The following is a 14,829-nucleotide window of genomic DNA, read 5'->3' on the forward strand; positions in this document are numbered from 1 at the left end:
GACCGAACTTGGCAATTCGTATACAACACATTCCGGCTGGGAAACGCCGGTATCGACTGATACCGTTCCTACGTGCATTACGGCGGAACGGCGCCGACATCAGTCATTCACTGTGAAGTTCGCTAGCGGCAGAGATGGGCCGTTCTGAGCCTCCCAAGCCCATGGATGCGCCCGGCGTTCGCAAAGAAACGGTTCTGCCCTATAAACGGAACGGCAGCGCCGCGATGACCGACACGTCATTGGTGCGAGCCCATGGCATTACTGAGCGCCACAGTGTGAGCCCGCTTCTGAGCCTGGTCCGGGAATCGTCGGCGACCGTGGCGAGCGGCGCGAGCCACATCCCGTTTGGGAGATCGAGTCGAATTCGACGCTCCCCATGGCGCTGCCGTTCATCAACGATGATGGAGCAAGCCATGTCCACGCGCAAGCGAGACGACGAAGTGTTCCCGAACGCGGCCGGGATCGATGTCGGGGCGTCGAGCCACTGGGTGGCGCGCCGCGCGTCACGCGAACGGCCTCGGGTATCGCACTGGGCCTTCAGAATATCCGTTAGAGTACGTGTATTGCTGCCTTGACCCGCAACGCCAATGGGACACTCACAAGCCTCGAAGCAGGCCACGCACGCGCGCATCGTCACGATTGCCGCGCAGCGCCTGCGCATGCACGGTCTGCGCGGCATTGGCGTGGCGGACATCATGGAGGAAGCCGGGCTGACCGTGGGCGGTTTCTACAAGCACTTCGCCACGCGCGAGGCGTTCGTGCGCGAAGCGATGGCCGAGGCGTTTCTCGACACCGACCATTGGACGCAACGCGCCCGCGCCGACTTGCGGCAGGCCATCCGCGTCTACCTGAGCGAGTCGCATCGCGATGCGCCGGCAACGAGTTGCGGCATCGCGGCGTTTCTCAACGAGGCGGGCGCAAGCGGCAGCGAGGCCCGCGCGCTCTACACCGAGCGGCTACGACGCCTGCTCGCGCTGATCGCCTCGGGGCTGCCGCCCGACGCTCGCGACCGGGACGCCCGGGCGATGCTGATCTACAGCGCCTGCGTCGGTGCCCTGACGATGTCGCGTGCGGTGTCGGACCCGAAGTTGTCGCGCGAACTGCTCAACACGGTGGCCGCTCAGCTCATGGCGCTGGTCGCACCGCGCGACACCGCGCCTCCCGACGCCTGAGGCCGCTCGTTCGCCCCGCCCCGTTTCCCCCGATCTTTTCGTTATTGCGCCTGCCATCCGCCGCCGGCCGCGGCGAAGATCCGCACCAGCGATTTGCGCAGGTTCGCATCCGATGCGGCCTGGCGTGACTCGGCATCGAGCAGGTCGCGCTCCGCCACCAGGACATCGAGCAGGCCAACGTAGCCTTGGCGGAACTGCTTCTGCGCCAGCTCGGCGGCCTTGCGGTTCTGCGCCACGCCGGCGGTCAGCGAGATATTGCGCGCATTCTCGTTGATGTAGCCGGATAACGCGTTCTCCATGTCCTCCAGCGCATCGAGCACGGTCTGCTGATAGGTCAGGTATGCCTGGGTCTGTCGTTGATCGGCCGCGTCGATCTGCGAGCGGATACGACCGAAATTGAGCACCGGCTGGATCAGCCCGGCCCCGATGCCCCATGGCGTGGACGAGAACGGCGTGGCATTCTGCGCGCCGAAGAAGGCCGTCAGCGAGATATTGGGGAACAGCTCCGCCACGGCAGCCTTGCGCGCGGCGATGCTGGCCGCGAACTGCCGCTCGGCCGCGCGTACGTCGGGCCGCTCCCTCAGCACCGTTGCCGGCGCGGACACCACGATGTCCTGGTCGATCGGCTGCCATGCATGGGCATCGGACAGCGACGGGGCCAGCGTACCGGGCGTGCGGCCAAGCAGGTTCGACAGCCGGTTCATTGCGCCGTCGTACCCAGTGCGCAATGCTGGTAGCAGCGACTCGGTGGCCGATACCTGCGCGGCGGCACGCTGCACGTCGAAGTTGCTGGCCAACGCGCCACGCATCTGCGCCTGGATCAGCTGCAGTGTGCGGCGCTGGCTGTCCAGGTTCCGTTGCGTGATGTCGATCTGTTGCGCATAGTCGCGCAGATCGAAGTACGTGCGTGCCACTTCGGCCAGCAGCGCCACGCGTACCGCCTGCTGGCTGGCATCGGCCGATTGCAGGATTGCCGTTGCCTGCGCGGTGCGCGCCTGGTTGCGCCCAAACAGGTCGACCTCCCACGCGGCTGAGATGGCAACCTGGTTGATCGTGACGGGATGGTCGTTGGTCAAGAAGCCACGGTTGCTGCGTTCGCTGCTGGCCGTCGCATTAACCTGGGGCGCCAATGCTGACTGCGCCAGCAGGCGCCCCGCGCGCGCCTCCTCCACCCTCGCCTTGGCAATCGCCAGCGACTTGTTGTTGGCCAGCGCCTCGGCGACCAGCCTGTCGAGCGCGGGATCGCGGAACCGCGCCCACCAGGTCTGGTCCACGCTGGCGCCGGCATCGCCGGCCAGATAGCCGCCGCCCTGCCCGTCCGCCAGCTTCGCCCATTGCGGCGCGGCATCGATGCCCGACGATTGCGGCCCCACGGGCGCGGTGCATGCCGCCACCAGCGCCACCGCGGCCAGCGCGATGATTCGCTCAAGCTTCAACATGGTGATGTACCTTCTCGGTCTTGGTGATGCGCTTCTCCAATGCACGCGCAATCACATAGAAAATCGGTGTCAGGAACAGGCCGAAGAACGTCACGCCGATCATCCCGAAGAACACCGCCACACCCATCGCGTGCCGCATCTCCGCGCCGGCACCATGTGACAGCACCAGCGGCAGCACGCCCATGATGAATGCGATGGACGTCATCAGGATCGGCCGCAGCCGCAGGTGCGCGGCCTCTATCGCCGCGGCGAACGTCGACTTGCCGTGGATCTCCAGTTCGCGTGCAAACTCGCCGATCAGGATGGCGTTCTTGCACGCGAGTCCAATCAGCACAAAGAAGCCGATCTGTGTGAACAGGTTGTTGTCGCCCTTGGTCAGCCACACGCCTGTGATGGCCGAGAACAGGCACATCGGCACGATCATGATGATCGCCAGCGGCAGGAATACGCTCTCGTACTGGGCCGTCAGCACCAGGAACACCAGCAGGATGCAGATCGGGAACACGATCAGCGCGGTATTGCCGGCCAGGATCTGCTGGTAGGCGAGTTCGGTCCATTCGAACGTCATCTCGCCGCTCAGCGTCTCGTCCAGGATCCGGGTGATGGCCGCCTGGGCCTGTCCCGTGGAGTACCCCGGTGCGGGACCGCCGTTGATGTCCGCCGAGCGATAGCCGTTGTAGCGCGACGCGCTCTCCGGCCCGCTCGTATCGCTAATCCTGACCACCGCGCCCAGCGGCACCATCTCGCCTTCGTGGTTGCGTACCTTCAGCTTCAGGATGTCGTCCCGCGACGAGCGGAAGTCTTTGTCGCCCTGCGCGATCACCTGGTACGTGCGCCCGAACTTGTTGAAGTCGTTGACATAGAGCGACCCCAGGTAGATCTGCATGGTCTTGAAGATGTCGTCCACGTCGATGCCCAGCTGCGACGCCCGGGTGCGATCCACATCGGCAAACAGCTGCGGCGTGGTCACGTTGTAGGTGCTGTACACCCTGGCCAGTTCAGGCGCCTTGTGCGCTTTGTCTAGCACGGCGCTGACGGTCTTGCTCAGTTCCACGTAGCCCGCGTCGCCGCGGTCCTCGATCTGGAGCTTGAAACCGCCGGTATTGCCGAGCCCCTGCACGGGGGGCGGCGGAAACGCTGCAATGAACGCATCCTTGATACCCGCGAACTTCTGCTGCAGGCTGCCCGCCATCGCGGGTCCCGATGCGCCGATCTCGCGCATTTCCTCGAAAGACTTTTCGCCCAGGAACACTGTTGCCGACGACGAGCTGTTGATGAAGCCGTTCAACGACAGCCCAGGGAACTGTACCGCGTTGCGGAAGGCGGGTTCCTTTGCGGCGATCTCGGTCATCTGTCGCACGACCGATTCGGTGCGGTCCAGCGTGGCGCCATCGGGCAGCTGGATCAGGTTCACCAGATACCCCTTGTCCTGAATCGGCACGAAGCCGCCGGGCACCTTGCTGAACCCGAGCACCGTGGCACCCAGCAGGACCACGTAGATCAGGATCGATCCGCGCTTGCGGTGCAGCGCGCGCTTCACGCCGCCGCTATAGGCGTCGGAACTTCGCTGGAAGAACCGGTTGAAGCGCGTGAAGAAGCCGCCCAGCAGCCAGTCCATTGCGCGGGTCAACTGGTCTTTCGGCGCATCGTGGCCGCGCAACAGCAGCGCCGCCAGCGCCGGCGACAGCGTCAGCGAGTTGAACGCGGAGATGACCGTGGAGAACGCGATGGTCAGGGCGAACTGCCGATAGAACTGCCCGGTCAGCCCGCTGATGAACGCAATCGGCACGAAAACGGCGCACAGCACCAGCGCGATGGCGATGATCGGCCCGGTCACTTCCCTCATGGCCTTGATCGTGGCTTCACGTGGCGCCAGGCCGCTGGCGATGTTGCGCTCCACGTTCTCCACCACGACGATGGCGTCGTCCACGACGATACCGATCGCCAGTACCAGCCCGAACAATGACAGCGCGTTGATCGAAAAGCCGAACACATGCATCACCGCGAACGTGCCGACAACCGAGACCGGCACGGCCAGCAACGGGATGATGGCGGCGCGCCAGGTCTGCAGGAACAGGATCACGACCAGCACCACCAGCACGATGGCTTCGAGCAGCGTGTGGGTAACGGCCTTGATGGAATCGCGCACGAATGTGGTCGGATCGTAGGCGATGCGGTACTCGAGCCCCTTCGGAAACCGCTTGCTCAACACCTCCATCTTGGCCCGCACGTTGTTCGATATCTCGATGGCGTTCGCGCCAGGCGACTGGAAGATCACCAGCGCCAGGGCCTGCTTATTATCGAGCTGGGCGCGCAACGCATAATCGCTGGCCCCCATCTCAATCCGCGCCACGTCCTTCAGGTAGGTCACCACGCCGCCATCGCGCTTGACGATGATGTTCTCGAACTGGTCGACATCGGCCAGCCGCCCCTGCACGTTCACGGGCAGCTGGATCTCGACGTTGTCCTTGTACGGCGCCCCGCCGATCACGCCTGCGGCCACCTGGATGTTCTGCTTGCGGATGGCGGCCACCACCTCCTCGGGATTCATGTGCCGCTCGGCCACCTTCTGCGGATTGAGCCAGACACGCATCGCGTAGTTGCCCGAGCCGAACAGGTTGATCTGGCCGATACCGCTGATCTTCGCCAGTTCGTCCTTCACGTTCAGGCGCGCGTAGTTGCGCAGGTACAGATTGTCGTACTGGTCGTTCGGCGAGACCAGGTGAACGACCATGGTCAGGTTCGGCGAGCTCTTGATCGTGCTGACGCCGAGCTGGCGCGTCACGTCCGGTAGCCGGGGCAATGCCTCGTTCACGCGGTTCTGCACCAGTTGCGTGGCCAGGTCCGGGTCGGTGCCGAGCTTGAACGTCACCGTCAGCGTCATCACCCCGTCGCTGGCCGCCTGCGACGACATGTAGAGCATGTTCTCCACGCCGTTGATCTGTTCCTCGAGCGGCGTGGCGACGGTCTCGGCAATCACTTTCGGATTGGCGCCCGGAAACTGCGCACGCACGACCACGGACGGTGGCACGACCTCGGGATACTCGGAGACCGGCAGCTTCGGAATGGCGATCAGCCCGGCCAGGAAGATCATGACGGAGATCACGGCCGCGAAGTTTGGCCGGTCGACAAAGAATTTCGAGAGATTCATGGTGTCACTCCGCCAACGGGGCCGGTGCGGCGAGCCGCGCGGATACGGTTTTTATCGTTTCCGACGCCGCCTCGGTGGGCGCGACCACCACATCGGGGCGGACGAACTGCACGCCCTTGGTCACCACGCGGTCCCCCGCGTTGAGCCCGGCCAGCACGATATGGCGGCCGTCGATGCCGGCGCCCAGCGTGACCTCGCGATATGCGACCTTGTTGTCGGGACCCACCACGAAGACGAACTTCTTGCTCTGGTCACTGCCCACCGCCACGTCCGGCACCATCAGCGCGCGCGTGTCGGCACTGCCGGCCAGGCTGATCGACACGGACATGCCCGGCAGCAGCGCCCCATCCCGATTGGCGAACTTGGCCCGGGCGCGGATCGTGCCGGTATTCACGTCGATGCTGTTGTCGAACGTGTGGATCTTTCCCTGATACACGTGATCGGTATCGCCCTGGATCTTCATGTCAACGGGAATCTGCTGCTCCCTGCTCAGCGTGTCGGCCTTGGCGCGGATCGAGCGAAGGTAGCTTTGCTCGTCGACCTCGAAGTCGGCATAGATGCCGTCATTCGAGACAATGCGGGTCAGCACCGGCGCGTTGGGCCCCGGCTGCACCAGGTTGCCGAGCGTGACTTCCGCGCGGCTGATACGCCCCGGAATGGGCGCCTTGACGTAGGCATGGTCCAGATTGATGTCGGCCTGGCGCAAGGCGGCGTCCGCGGCCAGCACCGCGGCCTGCGCGGTCCGGTATTCGTTGGCCCGCTGGTCGTGCAGGCTCTTGGGAATGGCATCATCCGCAATCAGCCCCTTCGCCCGCTCGTACTCGGTGGTGGAAAACTCCGCCCGCGCCTTCGCGGCGGCCAGATCGGCCTTGGCGCGCGCCACCGCCGCGTCATAGGGACGCGGGTCGATCACGAACATGATGTCGCCGGCCCGCACGGTCTGGCCATCGCGGACCCTGACCTCGACAATGCGCCCGCCCACCTCGGGCCGCACCAGTGCTTCGTCCACGGACTTCAGCCGGCCCGAGAAACTGGTCCAGACGCGCACGTCCTCCAGTTGCAGCGACTGGACGGTCACCTGCGTGGGCGGCGGCGCGGTGGGCGCGGCCGCGCGCGTGTCGTTCAGCACCACGCTTGCGGTGAAGCCCGCCGCCACCACGGCGGCGCCGATGCCAGCCACCACCGAGGGGCGACGGAAGATTGATCTGCGATGTTCCATGACTTCACTCCTGCGAAGATCCTGTTTGGGATCTCTGGGATCTCTGGGATTAGTGGGATTAGCGTGATTCGGGGGGGCGCTGGGGGCGGCGCGGGACAGGCGCGGACGTCGATGCATCGAGCCTGCGCGCGAAGAACACCGCCACGTCGGCGAGTGCGGGAGCGTGGGTGGCAATCGAGCAATGCGAGGCTTCCGCGTAGCGCGTGGTCTCGGTCGGGACGCCCGCGGCGATCAACTCGCTCGCATAGGTTTCTGCTTCGATATGGCAGACGTCCTGCGCGGCGCTGACGATCAGCGTGGGCGGCAGGCGCGACAAGCGGCGCGATTCAAGTGGCGCCGCATACGGATGCAGTTGCTGCAGCACGTCGGGCAGGTAGGCGCGGTACGCCATGGCGCAGTCGCTGGCTGACAGGTCCACGTCATGCAGGCGTGCGATATCGGCCAGCCGCGTCATGCTGGGATCCAGCAACGGTGCCAGCAAGGCCTGCGCGCGCAGCGTGAAGTCCTTGCGGTCACGCGCCATGGCGGAAATGCCCGCGGCCAGGTTCCCGCCAGCATCGTGACCGGCGATACCCATGCGGCGCGCGTCGATGCCATATTGCCTGGCGTGGGCCTGTGTCCAGAGCGCGGCCAGATAGCCGTCTTCGAGCGGTACCGGGAACGGGAAGCGCGGCGAGAGCGAATAGCCCACGGCCACCACCACGGCCGGCGTGGCGCGTGCAAGGGTCGAGGCAGCCACCTCGGCCCAGTCGAGGTTGCCCTCGACAAAGCCGCCGCCGTGCAGGTAAAGGATCACGGGCAACGCCTCGGTGATCCCGTCAGGGACGTGAACGTGCAGGGGAATGCGCTGCGCGTGGCCAATGATGCTCACGCAGTCCACGTGGACCGATGACGTGGAGGAGGATGCCTTGGATGCCTTCTGGGCCATGACTGATTGCGCTGACGTGCAAATGCTGTGATGCACGAAGTCTGGTACATTGCCGCCATCTGGTAAACGCCTATAATCCAGAACACAATTTGGCGTCACCAAACAATCCGCCGCGAAACAGGCTGCAGGTTCCGCGCGGCGCACTAAAGAAGGGCAGTACGATGGACAAGGTACAGGCCATGGAAGTCTTCACCCGCGTGGTGGAGATGAACAGCTTCTCGCGCGCGGCGGAGGCGCTGGGGCTTTCACGCACCTCCGCCACCACGATCATCCAGAGCCTCGAAGCGCATCTGCACGTGCGGCTCATCAACCGGACCACGCGGCAGCTCCGGCTGACGCCAGAAGGCGCCGACTACTACGAGCGTTGCATGCGGATCCTGGCGGAGATCGCCGAGACCGAGGTGGCGCTGACGCGCTCGGGCCAGGGGCCGATCGGCAAGCTGCGCGTGGAAATGCCGGCGTCGATCGGGCGCACCATTCTCATGCCCCGGCTCCACGCGTTCCACGAGCGCTATCCCGACATCGAACTGGTGGTGGGCTTTGGCGACAGGATGGTGGACTTGATCCAGGACGGTGTGGACTGCGCGATACGCGCGGGCTCGCTACAGGATTCAAGCCTGATCGCGCGTGGCCTGGGCGACATGCACATGGTCACCGTAGCCAGCCCGACCTATATCGCGCGGCATGGCCTGCCGCGCACACTGGCGGACCTCCAGCATCACACCGCGATCCACTACTTCTCCAACCGCACCGGGCGCACGCTGGACTTGAATTTCATCATCGATGGCAATCCGGTCGAGGTTGGCATGCGCGGCCATATCAGTTTCAACGACGCCGATGCCTACGTGGCCTATGGCCTCAGCGGCGCCGCCATTTTCCAGCCGCCCCGTTTCATGGTGCAGGAATATCTACATACCGGCGCACTGGTGGAACTGCTGCCGCAATGGCGGCCACGCCCGATTCCAATCGCCGCCATTTATCCGCAAAGCCGGCATCTGGCGCCGAAGGTACGCGTCTTTGTCGATTGGGTGGCGCAGATCTTCCAGGACTGCCCGCGGATGGCGGCAGTTGATGGCTGCGAAGCGCTGCGTCGGACGGCCGTGCCCGAAGACCCCGCAACGCGCGAGCTGGTGCTTTAGGCTTCAGGGCTGTGGCGTGCCCAGGCGGACAAGACCGTCTGCCACTTGGTCCAGCAGGTCGCGTGACAGCGTGGGATCGTCAGCGGCACGTGCCAGGCCCATCGCGCCGACGCTCGCACAGAGCTGCAGGACGGCCATCGCGCGCGCGTTGGCATGCCCCTGCGCGGCCAGCAAACCTTCTAGGAAGTCGAGCACGCGCTTGACCTCAGCGGTATAGGCATCGCGGGTCACGTCGTCCGCGCGCGCGGCATCATGCACCAGTGCGACGAGCGGACACCCAATGCCTGGCGTGTCGCGATGCGCCACGCTAAGGTAGTTTCGCACTGCACTGGCAATATCCTGCGATGCGGCCGCCCAGGTATCGAGGCTGCGCGCGGCCTCATGGACCGCCTCGGCCAGTATGGCCTCGCGCGAGGCGAAATGCCGGTAAAACGCGGCCGGTGTGATGCCCGCCTCGCGTGCGATCTGCGCTAGTCCGACGCCAGAAAATCCGCGTTCCCGAAAGCGTCGCGCGGCGATCTCGAGAATACGTTGACGGGTGGATGCTTTGGCGGCCTGCGAATGACCCATGTATGCTCACTTCCAGTCGTATGAAGAGCGCCGGAGCGCATGGTCGATGCTGGCATGATCCTGCCCGGAAGACAATATCCCGGGTTACGGCCCCCCTGCGGCCCCTGCGGCCCGCGTGGCGCGCCATGCCCAGGTCGCGAGCACGGGTTACAGACAGTGTTATGGTTTGTCCATCGGCGCGCCGGCCTGGACTGGCCCCGCGCCTTCCGCATTCCAACTGCTCCGATCCTCGGCAGGCCATCATGGCCAGCGCAATCCTTCTCGAAAACATTCACGCCAGCGCCCAGCAAATGCTAGCGCGCCACCAGATCGACGTCGCCACGCAAGGCAAGGCCCTGGCCGGCGAGCCGGGAGGCCGTCGACCTCGGAAACTCCACATCGCCCCGATCACCGGTTGGGATAGCGGCAACGTGGTCAACCCGAGGCGTGCGACAGCGGGGGTGAGACGATGACGGAGCGCACGGCGCAGATTAGGGGGGCTGGTGCATACAGCGATTGGCACGGCTGCTCATGTGAGCCATATCCGCGGCGCCAGCACCGGACGTGAATCCTCGAGTCACTACCCGCGCAAAGTATGCGCAGCTAAGCCTTGTGGGCTTGCATTCGATTACCCCGAGGGGCAGTCGCTGGATCTCTGTCTCTCACACGACACCGTAATAGCGTCATTCACGCAACCGGCGCCGTGGCCTAACCTAACCGGGGGATCGCCCCGCCCCCGCGCGGGGGCGCTCCCGGCATTCATGGGCGCTTGGCGCGGGCCCGGCCACCGGCATCGTCGCCGGGCATTGCCGCGATCATGTCCGCATAGACGTTTCCGCCGGCGGAAATATGGCGGATCATGGCCTGCGCGGCGGCTTCTTCGTCGCCACGCAGCACGGCATCGAGGACAGCCCTATGCTCTTCGAGCGACGCGCGGATACGGGTGGGCTGTTCGAAGCGAAAATCACGCATGCCGCGCATGCGAGCGCGCATGGTGCGGATCTGGCGGCTCAGGATTTCATTGCGGCTGCCGTCGTACAGGATGCCGTGGAAATTGTCATTGGCGACGCGATACTGGTCCGCGTCGCTACGCTGGGCGGCAGCCTCGCCGGCCTCGAATGCATCGCGCAAGGCCTGGCGCTCCTCCCCCGACATTCGCCGGGTGGCAAGCTGCGTTGCCAGGGCCTCCAGCTGCACGAGGATTTCGCTCAACGCGACATAGTCGCGCAAGGTGATGGACGAGACGACGGCCCCCTGCCGGGGCACAAGTGTCACCAGACCGGCCGCGGCAAGATGGATCAAGGCCTCTCGCGCCGGTGTGCGCGATACATCAAACCGCTCCACGAGTTGCTGCTCGTCGATCTGTGCGCCGCCAGGCAGCTTTCCGGACAGGATTTCCTCCTCCAGAGCGGAGCGGATGGGCCGTAGCATCGCCCTCACTCAGGAAGACTTGCCTCCGGACCTCTTTGCATCAATGCCCATCGTCGGTGTTGTTGGTCTCTACGCGGCCACCAACATAGTTTCATGATCATGAAATTAACAATCGCCCATGTGTTGCCTTTGACGCCCACGGTAGCGGTCCCTTCGTTTCGCCAACCTCACCAGCTTGCCGGGCTCCAGCCTTAGTCGAGAAATGGGTACGCAGGTCTATCTGGACAACAAATTGGGCGACTCCGTCAATGATATTCCCCTGCTGCGGGAAATCCTGCCGCGAATCGCAGTCTCCCCAGCGCGATTGGAAGCCGTAACGATGGTTCAATGCGCTCCGAGAATATTGCGCCAGCTTCTCCCAGGCAACCGGCACCGAAACTCCCAGCCCCCCGGCAGTGGGGTGATCTTGCGGCCGCGCGACGCTATCATCGATGTGTGTACGCCGACGCGCCATGGCGCGACCGGACAATCGCTTGCAACGATGAGAACTGGTTATGCCGCCAAATAGCTTGATATTTCCGCTAACAAAATGTCCGACCACGCCCGTGGAGGCATTGGCCACTCAGATTCGCCGCCTGGACGTCGGCAAGGTGGTCATTATCGGGGGCGATCCGCTCAAGGCGCAGGCACTGCGGGACAAGCTGGCCGCCGACGGCATGGTTGTGAACACCGCCGCCCAGTGAATGGTCGGCGTTAGGCGACGCCCAGCGGGCAAAGGACCTCGGCAGGCCGCGTTCGCCGACGCGGTGATCTTGGCCTTGGCCGTCGGACTCGCCGAGTCCGACGAGCCAGCAGCTCCCAGCACCGCCAAGGCGGCGGAACTGGCAGCGGCAGCCTTCGTTGCGCATATTGCACGATCGGCCAATTCTTGCGCTTTCAGAGGACGAGGCCAACAACGGTTCTCCCTATGTTTTTACCCCGGGTATCGCATGGGTGGTCACGCCGACACTGATGTCCGCATGCGCGGAAGGTAAAGGTGCGAGCTTCCGGCCGGCCCATCGAACTCCCGAGCTATAGACAGCGGCCCGTTCGCTGCACCAATATCCCCTGCTCATGCCGAGTTCCACGCTCGGGCGAGAATTGGGTACGCCGTACGCCGGTCTTTCTAAACAAGAGACCGGCCCACTCTGCCTATGAGACTCTCCTGCTGCGGGAGAACTTCCCGGAATCGCAGTTATCCTGAAAATTCGCCGCATGTAAATTATTTTCAGACGTGGACGACGTAGGGGGTGAATCTGGCCAGCTTCTCGTCAGCAGAGATCAGTAGCGCTTCCTCCAGAGACGCCTGGGCAATCATCATCCTGTCGAACGGGTCTTTGTGGTCTGCATACGTGGGCAGCATGAAGAGCGCGTTGGCGTGGTTCTCGTTCACCGCGAGCACCTTGTAGCCGCAATCCCTGAACGCCTGCATCGCTTCCCAGCCGCTAGTGTCGAGCTTACCGGTGGCATGCTTGATGGTGATTTCCCACGGGACGATTGCAGAGATCCAGATATCGTTCTTGGCGTCCGCGATCAGCTCCGCTGCCTTTGCGGGTAGCTTGGACGACCCTGCGGCCGCCCAAAGCGCGATGTGCGTGTCCAATAGCAGCTTCACTTATCGTCCTCGAAAAACGACGCCTCAATCTCGGCGTCACTGGCGTTGAATTCCTCCAGCGACATGCTGTCGAGGCTCCCCAGGATGGCCCTGCCCCCGCCGATGCGCTTGGACACGTCCACCACATTGATCGGGACCAGCTTGACGGCCGGATGGCCGTTGCGCGCGATGATCACTTCCTCACCCGCGCAGGCCGCTTCCACTAGCTTCGAGAGCTGGCTCTTGGCATCGTGCATGTTGATGGTCAGCATATGCGTCCCCCTAGCTAATTCACCTAGCTAGTGTAGTGCATGCCGGCAGGAAGCGCACCCGGTCCCCCGAAAATCGCCGGTTGCGGTTTGGGGACCAACAACGCTATCGTGATAATGCAGAGGATTTTTAGCGTAGCGGAGGCGGCGCACCGGGTGGGTTGCAGGCACGGGGCAACTGCCGCCGCGAGACCGCGCCGAAGCGGGGGCTGACTAAGCGGCAATGCGGTGGTTTTCTGCTCTGGCGATGGAGGGATACCATCGTTCAACATGCGATCGGAGCTGGTCATTGAGCACGGCAGTCCGGATTTGTAGCAGTGCGTGCGCGTGCAGCGGCCGCCAGGCCATCTGCTGGCGTTTGACGAACGCGGGTATCTCCACATTCGGCCGGTCGACGCCAACACGCTGAAATGGCTGGAGGCGCTCGCAACCGATGCGGCGCACACCAAGGTCGAATTACCCGACATCGTCAACGTGCTAACACATCGAGCCGCTGACGGCAACGGTGCCGAAAACGTCGGTCGACGCCTCCAATCCTCCGACCAGGAAATCCAAATATCAATGGACCGGCAACTGTCCAAGAGTCGTCAATGCCAACAACACCTCTGGCGACAATCGCCGCTCATTGCACGGTACCCCAGCGGTCTCAAGCGTAGTCCAGAGATCCGCGTCCCCCGTCACAACTTGCAGCCGAAGCTCGGCAAGGTACGAGTATTCGGCTGTCGTCAGCGAGCGCGAGGTCAGGCGTAGGTCGGCCAGGATCGAGCCTAGCGTGATGTCGGTAATGCTCATACGGACGGGAGAAATTATTCGAGAGGTTGTACAACCGCGTGATTCTAGCCATGCAAGTCAGCAAACGCTTAACCAAAAGTCAAATAAGCAGCGGGTTAGGAAAACCCAAATTCCAGGATGTGGCGGCTACGACGTATAGACGGGCTGCAGTGTGACGAACACGCGCCTGCGCAGCATCGCATGGTGCCTATGCGCCGCGCGGTGCCTGTTGCAGAAAAACGCCAATACGCAAGCTACGAATAATGCTGTGTCTGCAGCTCGTTTGGAAGTTGCACTGGTTCAGGAGGCCGCGCCAAAGCGGGGGCTGACTAAGCGGCAATGCGGTGGTTTTCTGCTCTGGCGATGGAGGGGTAGTGTTACGTCCCGCAGAATTTGAGGCCTAGCAAGGGGGATTCATCGCGGTTTCGGCGAGAGCAAGTTCAGGAACGTCGCCTTGAGTAACGCGAGACACGACGGACGTAAAGAGGGCCAGTACTCCTCTGATATCGTGAGATGTTTGCCAACCTCACACGAACATTAGAACAGACCGGCCCATGCATCGGATTGTATTCGCATTCCCCACGCTCGAACAACATCTTCGCGCCGTCAGGTCCACGCCGCAGTCGTATCGGCCCCAGGCCTGCGGCCATTGCGGTGGCACCTGCCTCTGGTGCCACGGCTGCTATCACCGCAAGGCCGACCGCAGCGCCGTCGCCACGCTCAATCCAGTGCCGGTGCTGCGCTTTCGTTGCCCGGCATGTCGCCGCACATGCTCGCGCTTGCCGTTGTGCATCTGTCCACGCCGCTGGTACGACTGGGCCTTACAGCAGCAAGTCCTGCTGCTCCTGCTCATCGGCGCGCCGCTACGCCGTGTCAGCGCCGTGTTCGCACTGAGCTTTGACACCGTGCAGCGCTGGTGGCGTTGGCTCCAGACCCACAGCGCGACCAGCATGTTCCATCTGCGCAGCCGCTTTGCCGAACTGGGACGCACCACCGACACCGCCGCGTTCTGGCTTACCTGCTTCGCGCGAATGCCGTTGTGCGAAGCCATGGCCTGGCTCGAGCAAGATGGCCTGGATGTCCCATGATGCGCTGACTCCAGCGTGGTGCGCGATAGGCCAATCCGCGCTGTAGCCAGCGCTACACACAGTTTGCCCACTGCCGCCAGATTCGGATTGCAGGTCTCAT

General features: G+C 63.8%; 12 protein-coding genes and 1 pseudogene. 4 read left to right on the forward strand and 9 right to left on the reverse strand.

Translation table 11 applies throughout. The annotated features are described in order from the left end of the window. The first annotated feature begins 587 nt into the window (after positions 1 to 587). Positions 588 to 1,172 carry a TetR/AcrR family transcriptional regulator gene (locus ACZY0R_RS42500; protein ID WP_488867715.1) on the forward strand — a complete coding sequence of 195 codons (585 nt, stop codon included), beginning with the start codon at positions 588 to 590 and terminating at the stop codon, positions 1,170 to 1,172. Between the two features lie 41 nt (positions 1,173 to 1,213). Here the strand turns inward: ACZY0R_RS42500 and ACZY0R_RS42505 are convergent, their stop codons facing one another. Genes ACZY0R_RS42505 through ACZY0R_RS42520 form a run of 4 tightly spaced genes read right to left on the reverse strand, consistent with a single transcriptional unit; the run spans position 1,214 to position 7,909 of the window. Next, positions 1,214 to 2,611: an efflux transporter outer membrane subunit gene (locus ACZY0R_RS42505; protein ID WP_488867717.1), complete on the reverse strand. Its 1,398-nt coding sequence runs from the start codon at positions 2,609 to 2,611 to the stop codon at positions 1,214 to 1,216. Beyond that, positions 2,598 to 5,762 (reverse strand): efflux RND transporter permease subunit, encoded by a 3,165-nt coding sequence (locus tag ACZY0R_RS42510; RefSeq protein WP_488867719.1) that lies wholly within the window; start codon positions 5,760 to 5,762, stop codon positions 2,598 to 2,600. The genes ACZY0R_RS42505 and ACZY0R_RS42510 overlap by 14 nt, the downstream gene beginning before the upstream one ends. Positions 5,763 to 5,766: 4 nt before the next feature. After that, positions 5,767 to 6,981 carry an efflux RND transporter periplasmic adaptor subunit gene (locus ACZY0R_RS42515; protein ID WP_488867721.1) on the reverse strand — a complete coding sequence of 405 codons (1,215 nt, stop codon included), beginning with the start codon at positions 6,979 to 6,981 and terminating at the stop codon, positions 5,767 to 5,769. Positions 6,982 to 7,039: 58 nt separating this feature from the next. Further along, complete coding sequence (locus tag ACZY0R_RS42520; protein WP_488867723.1) at positions 7,040 to 7,909, reverse strand: alpha/beta hydrolase; 870 nt, start codon at positions 7,907 to 7,909, stop codon at positions 7,040 to 7,042. A gap of 161 nt (positions 7,910 to 8,070) precedes the next feature. Here ACZY0R_RS42520 and ACZY0R_RS42525 point away from each other — a divergent pair, with 161 nt between their 5' ends. Next, positions 8,071 to 9,048: a LysR family transcriptional regulator gene (locus ACZY0R_RS42525; RefSeq protein WP_488867725.1), complete on the forward strand. Its 978-nt coding sequence runs from the start codon at positions 8,071 to 8,073 to the stop codon at positions 9,046 to 9,048. A 3-nt stretch (positions 9,049 to 9,051) separates the two neighbouring features. Here ACZY0R_RS42525 and ACZY0R_RS42530 read toward each other — a convergent pair whose 3' ends face one another. After that, a complete protein-coding gene (locus ACZY0R_RS42530) occupies positions 9,052 to 9,618 on the reverse strand; it encodes a TetR/AcrR family transcriptional regulator (RefSeq protein ID WP_488867727.1) in 567 nt (188 codons plus the stop codon). Between the two features lie 738 nt (positions 9,619 to 10,356). After that, on the reverse strand, positions 10,357 to 11,028 hold the full coding sequence (locus ACZY0R_RS42535) for a GntR family transcriptional regulator (RefSeq protein ID WP_488867729.1): 672 nt from the start codon (positions 11,026 to 11,028) through the stop codon (positions 10,357 to 10,359). Positions 11,029 to 11,582: 554 nt separating this feature from the next. Here ACZY0R_RS42535 and ACZY0R_RS42540 point away from each other — a divergent pair. Then, positions 11,583 to 11,711, forward strand: a complete 129-nt coding sequence (locus tag ACZY0R_RS42540) for a hypothetical protein (protein ID WP_488867731.1) — start codon at positions 11,583 to 11,585, stop codon at positions 11,709 to 11,711. A 524-nt stretch (positions 11,712 to 12,235) separates the two neighbouring features. On the opposite strand, the gene ACZY0R_RS42545 is transcribed toward ACZY0R_RS42540, so the two are convergent. The 3 genes and pseudogenes from ACZY0R_RS42545 to ACZY0R_RS42555 form a co-directional block, all read right to left on the reverse strand. Further along, the gene (locus tag ACZY0R_RS42545) at positions 12,236 to 12,622 is read right to left on the reverse strand and encodes a type II toxin-antitoxin system VapC family toxin (RefSeq protein WP_488867733.1); all 387 of its coding nucleotides are present in this window, start codon (positions 12,620 to 12,622) and stop codon (positions 12,236 to 12,238) included. After that, positions 12,619 to 12,873: a type II toxin-antitoxin system Phd/YefM family antitoxin gene (locus ACZY0R_RS42550; RefSeq protein WP_477122315.1), complete on the reverse strand. Its 255-nt coding sequence runs from the start codon at positions 12,871 to 12,873 to the stop codon at positions 12,619 to 12,621. Before ACZY0R_RS42550 ends, ACZY0R_RS42545 begins: the two co-directional genes overlap by 4 nt. 210 nt (positions 12,874 to 13,083) lie before the next feature. Continuing rightward, positions 13,084 to 13,236, reverse strand: a pseudogene (locus ACZY0R_RS42555) (ISKra4-like element ISBte1 family transposase); the annotation flags it as partial. Positions 13,237 to 14,195: 959 nt separating this feature from the next. On the opposite strand from ACZY0R_RS42555, the gene ACZY0R_RS42560 reads away from it, so the two are divergent. Further along, complete coding sequence (locus ACZY0R_RS42560; protein ID WP_488858368.1) at positions 14,196 to 14,729, forward strand: DUF6431 domain-containing protein; 534 nt, start codon at positions 14,196 to 14,198, stop codon at positions 14,727 to 14,729. Positions 14,730 to 14,829 lie beyond the last annotated feature (100 nt).

This window comes from Cupriavidus sp. F041, from assembly GCF_057814235.1.

Coding starts and splice junctions, on each gene's coding strand:
- ACZY0R_RS42500 (WP_488867715.1), top strand. CDS start 588: ATGGGACACTCACAAGCCTCGAAGCAGGCCACGCACGCGCGCATCGTC.
- ACZY0R_RS42505 (WP_488867717.1), bottom strand. CDS start 2,611: ATGTTGAAGCTTGAGCGAATCATCGCGCTGGCCGCGGTGGCGCTGGTG.
- ACZY0R_RS42510 (WP_488867719.1), bottom strand. CDS start 5,762: ATGAATCTCTCGAAATTCTTTGTCGACCGGCCAAACTTCGCGGCCGTG.
- ACZY0R_RS42515 (WP_488867721.1), bottom strand. CDS start 6,981: ATGGAACATCGCAGATCAATCTTCCGTCGCCCCTCGGTGGTGGCTGGC.
- ACZY0R_RS42520 (WP_488867723.1), bottom strand. CDS start 7,909: ATGGCCCAGAAGGCATCCAAGGCATCCTCCTCCACGTCATCGGTCCAC.
- ACZY0R_RS42550 (WP_477122315.1), bottom strand. CDS start 12,873: ATGCTGACCATCAACATGCACGATGCCAAGAGCCAGCTCTCGAAGCTA.
- ACZY0R_RS42560 (WP_488858368.1), top strand. CDS start 14,196: ATGCATCGGATTGTATTCGCATTCCCCACGCTCGAACAACATCTTCGC.
- ACZY0R_RS42535 (WP_488867729.1), bottom strand. CDS start 11,028: ATGCTACGGCCCATCCGCTCCGCTCTGGAGGAGGAAATCCTGTCCGGA.
- ACZY0R_RS42525 (WP_488867725.1), top strand. CDS start 8,071: ATGGACAAGGTACAGGCCATGGAAGTCTTCACCCGCGTGGTGGAGATG.
- ACZY0R_RS42530 (WP_488867727.1), bottom strand. CDS start 9,618: ATGGGTCATTCGCAGGCCGCCAAAGCATCCACCCGTCAACGTATTCTC.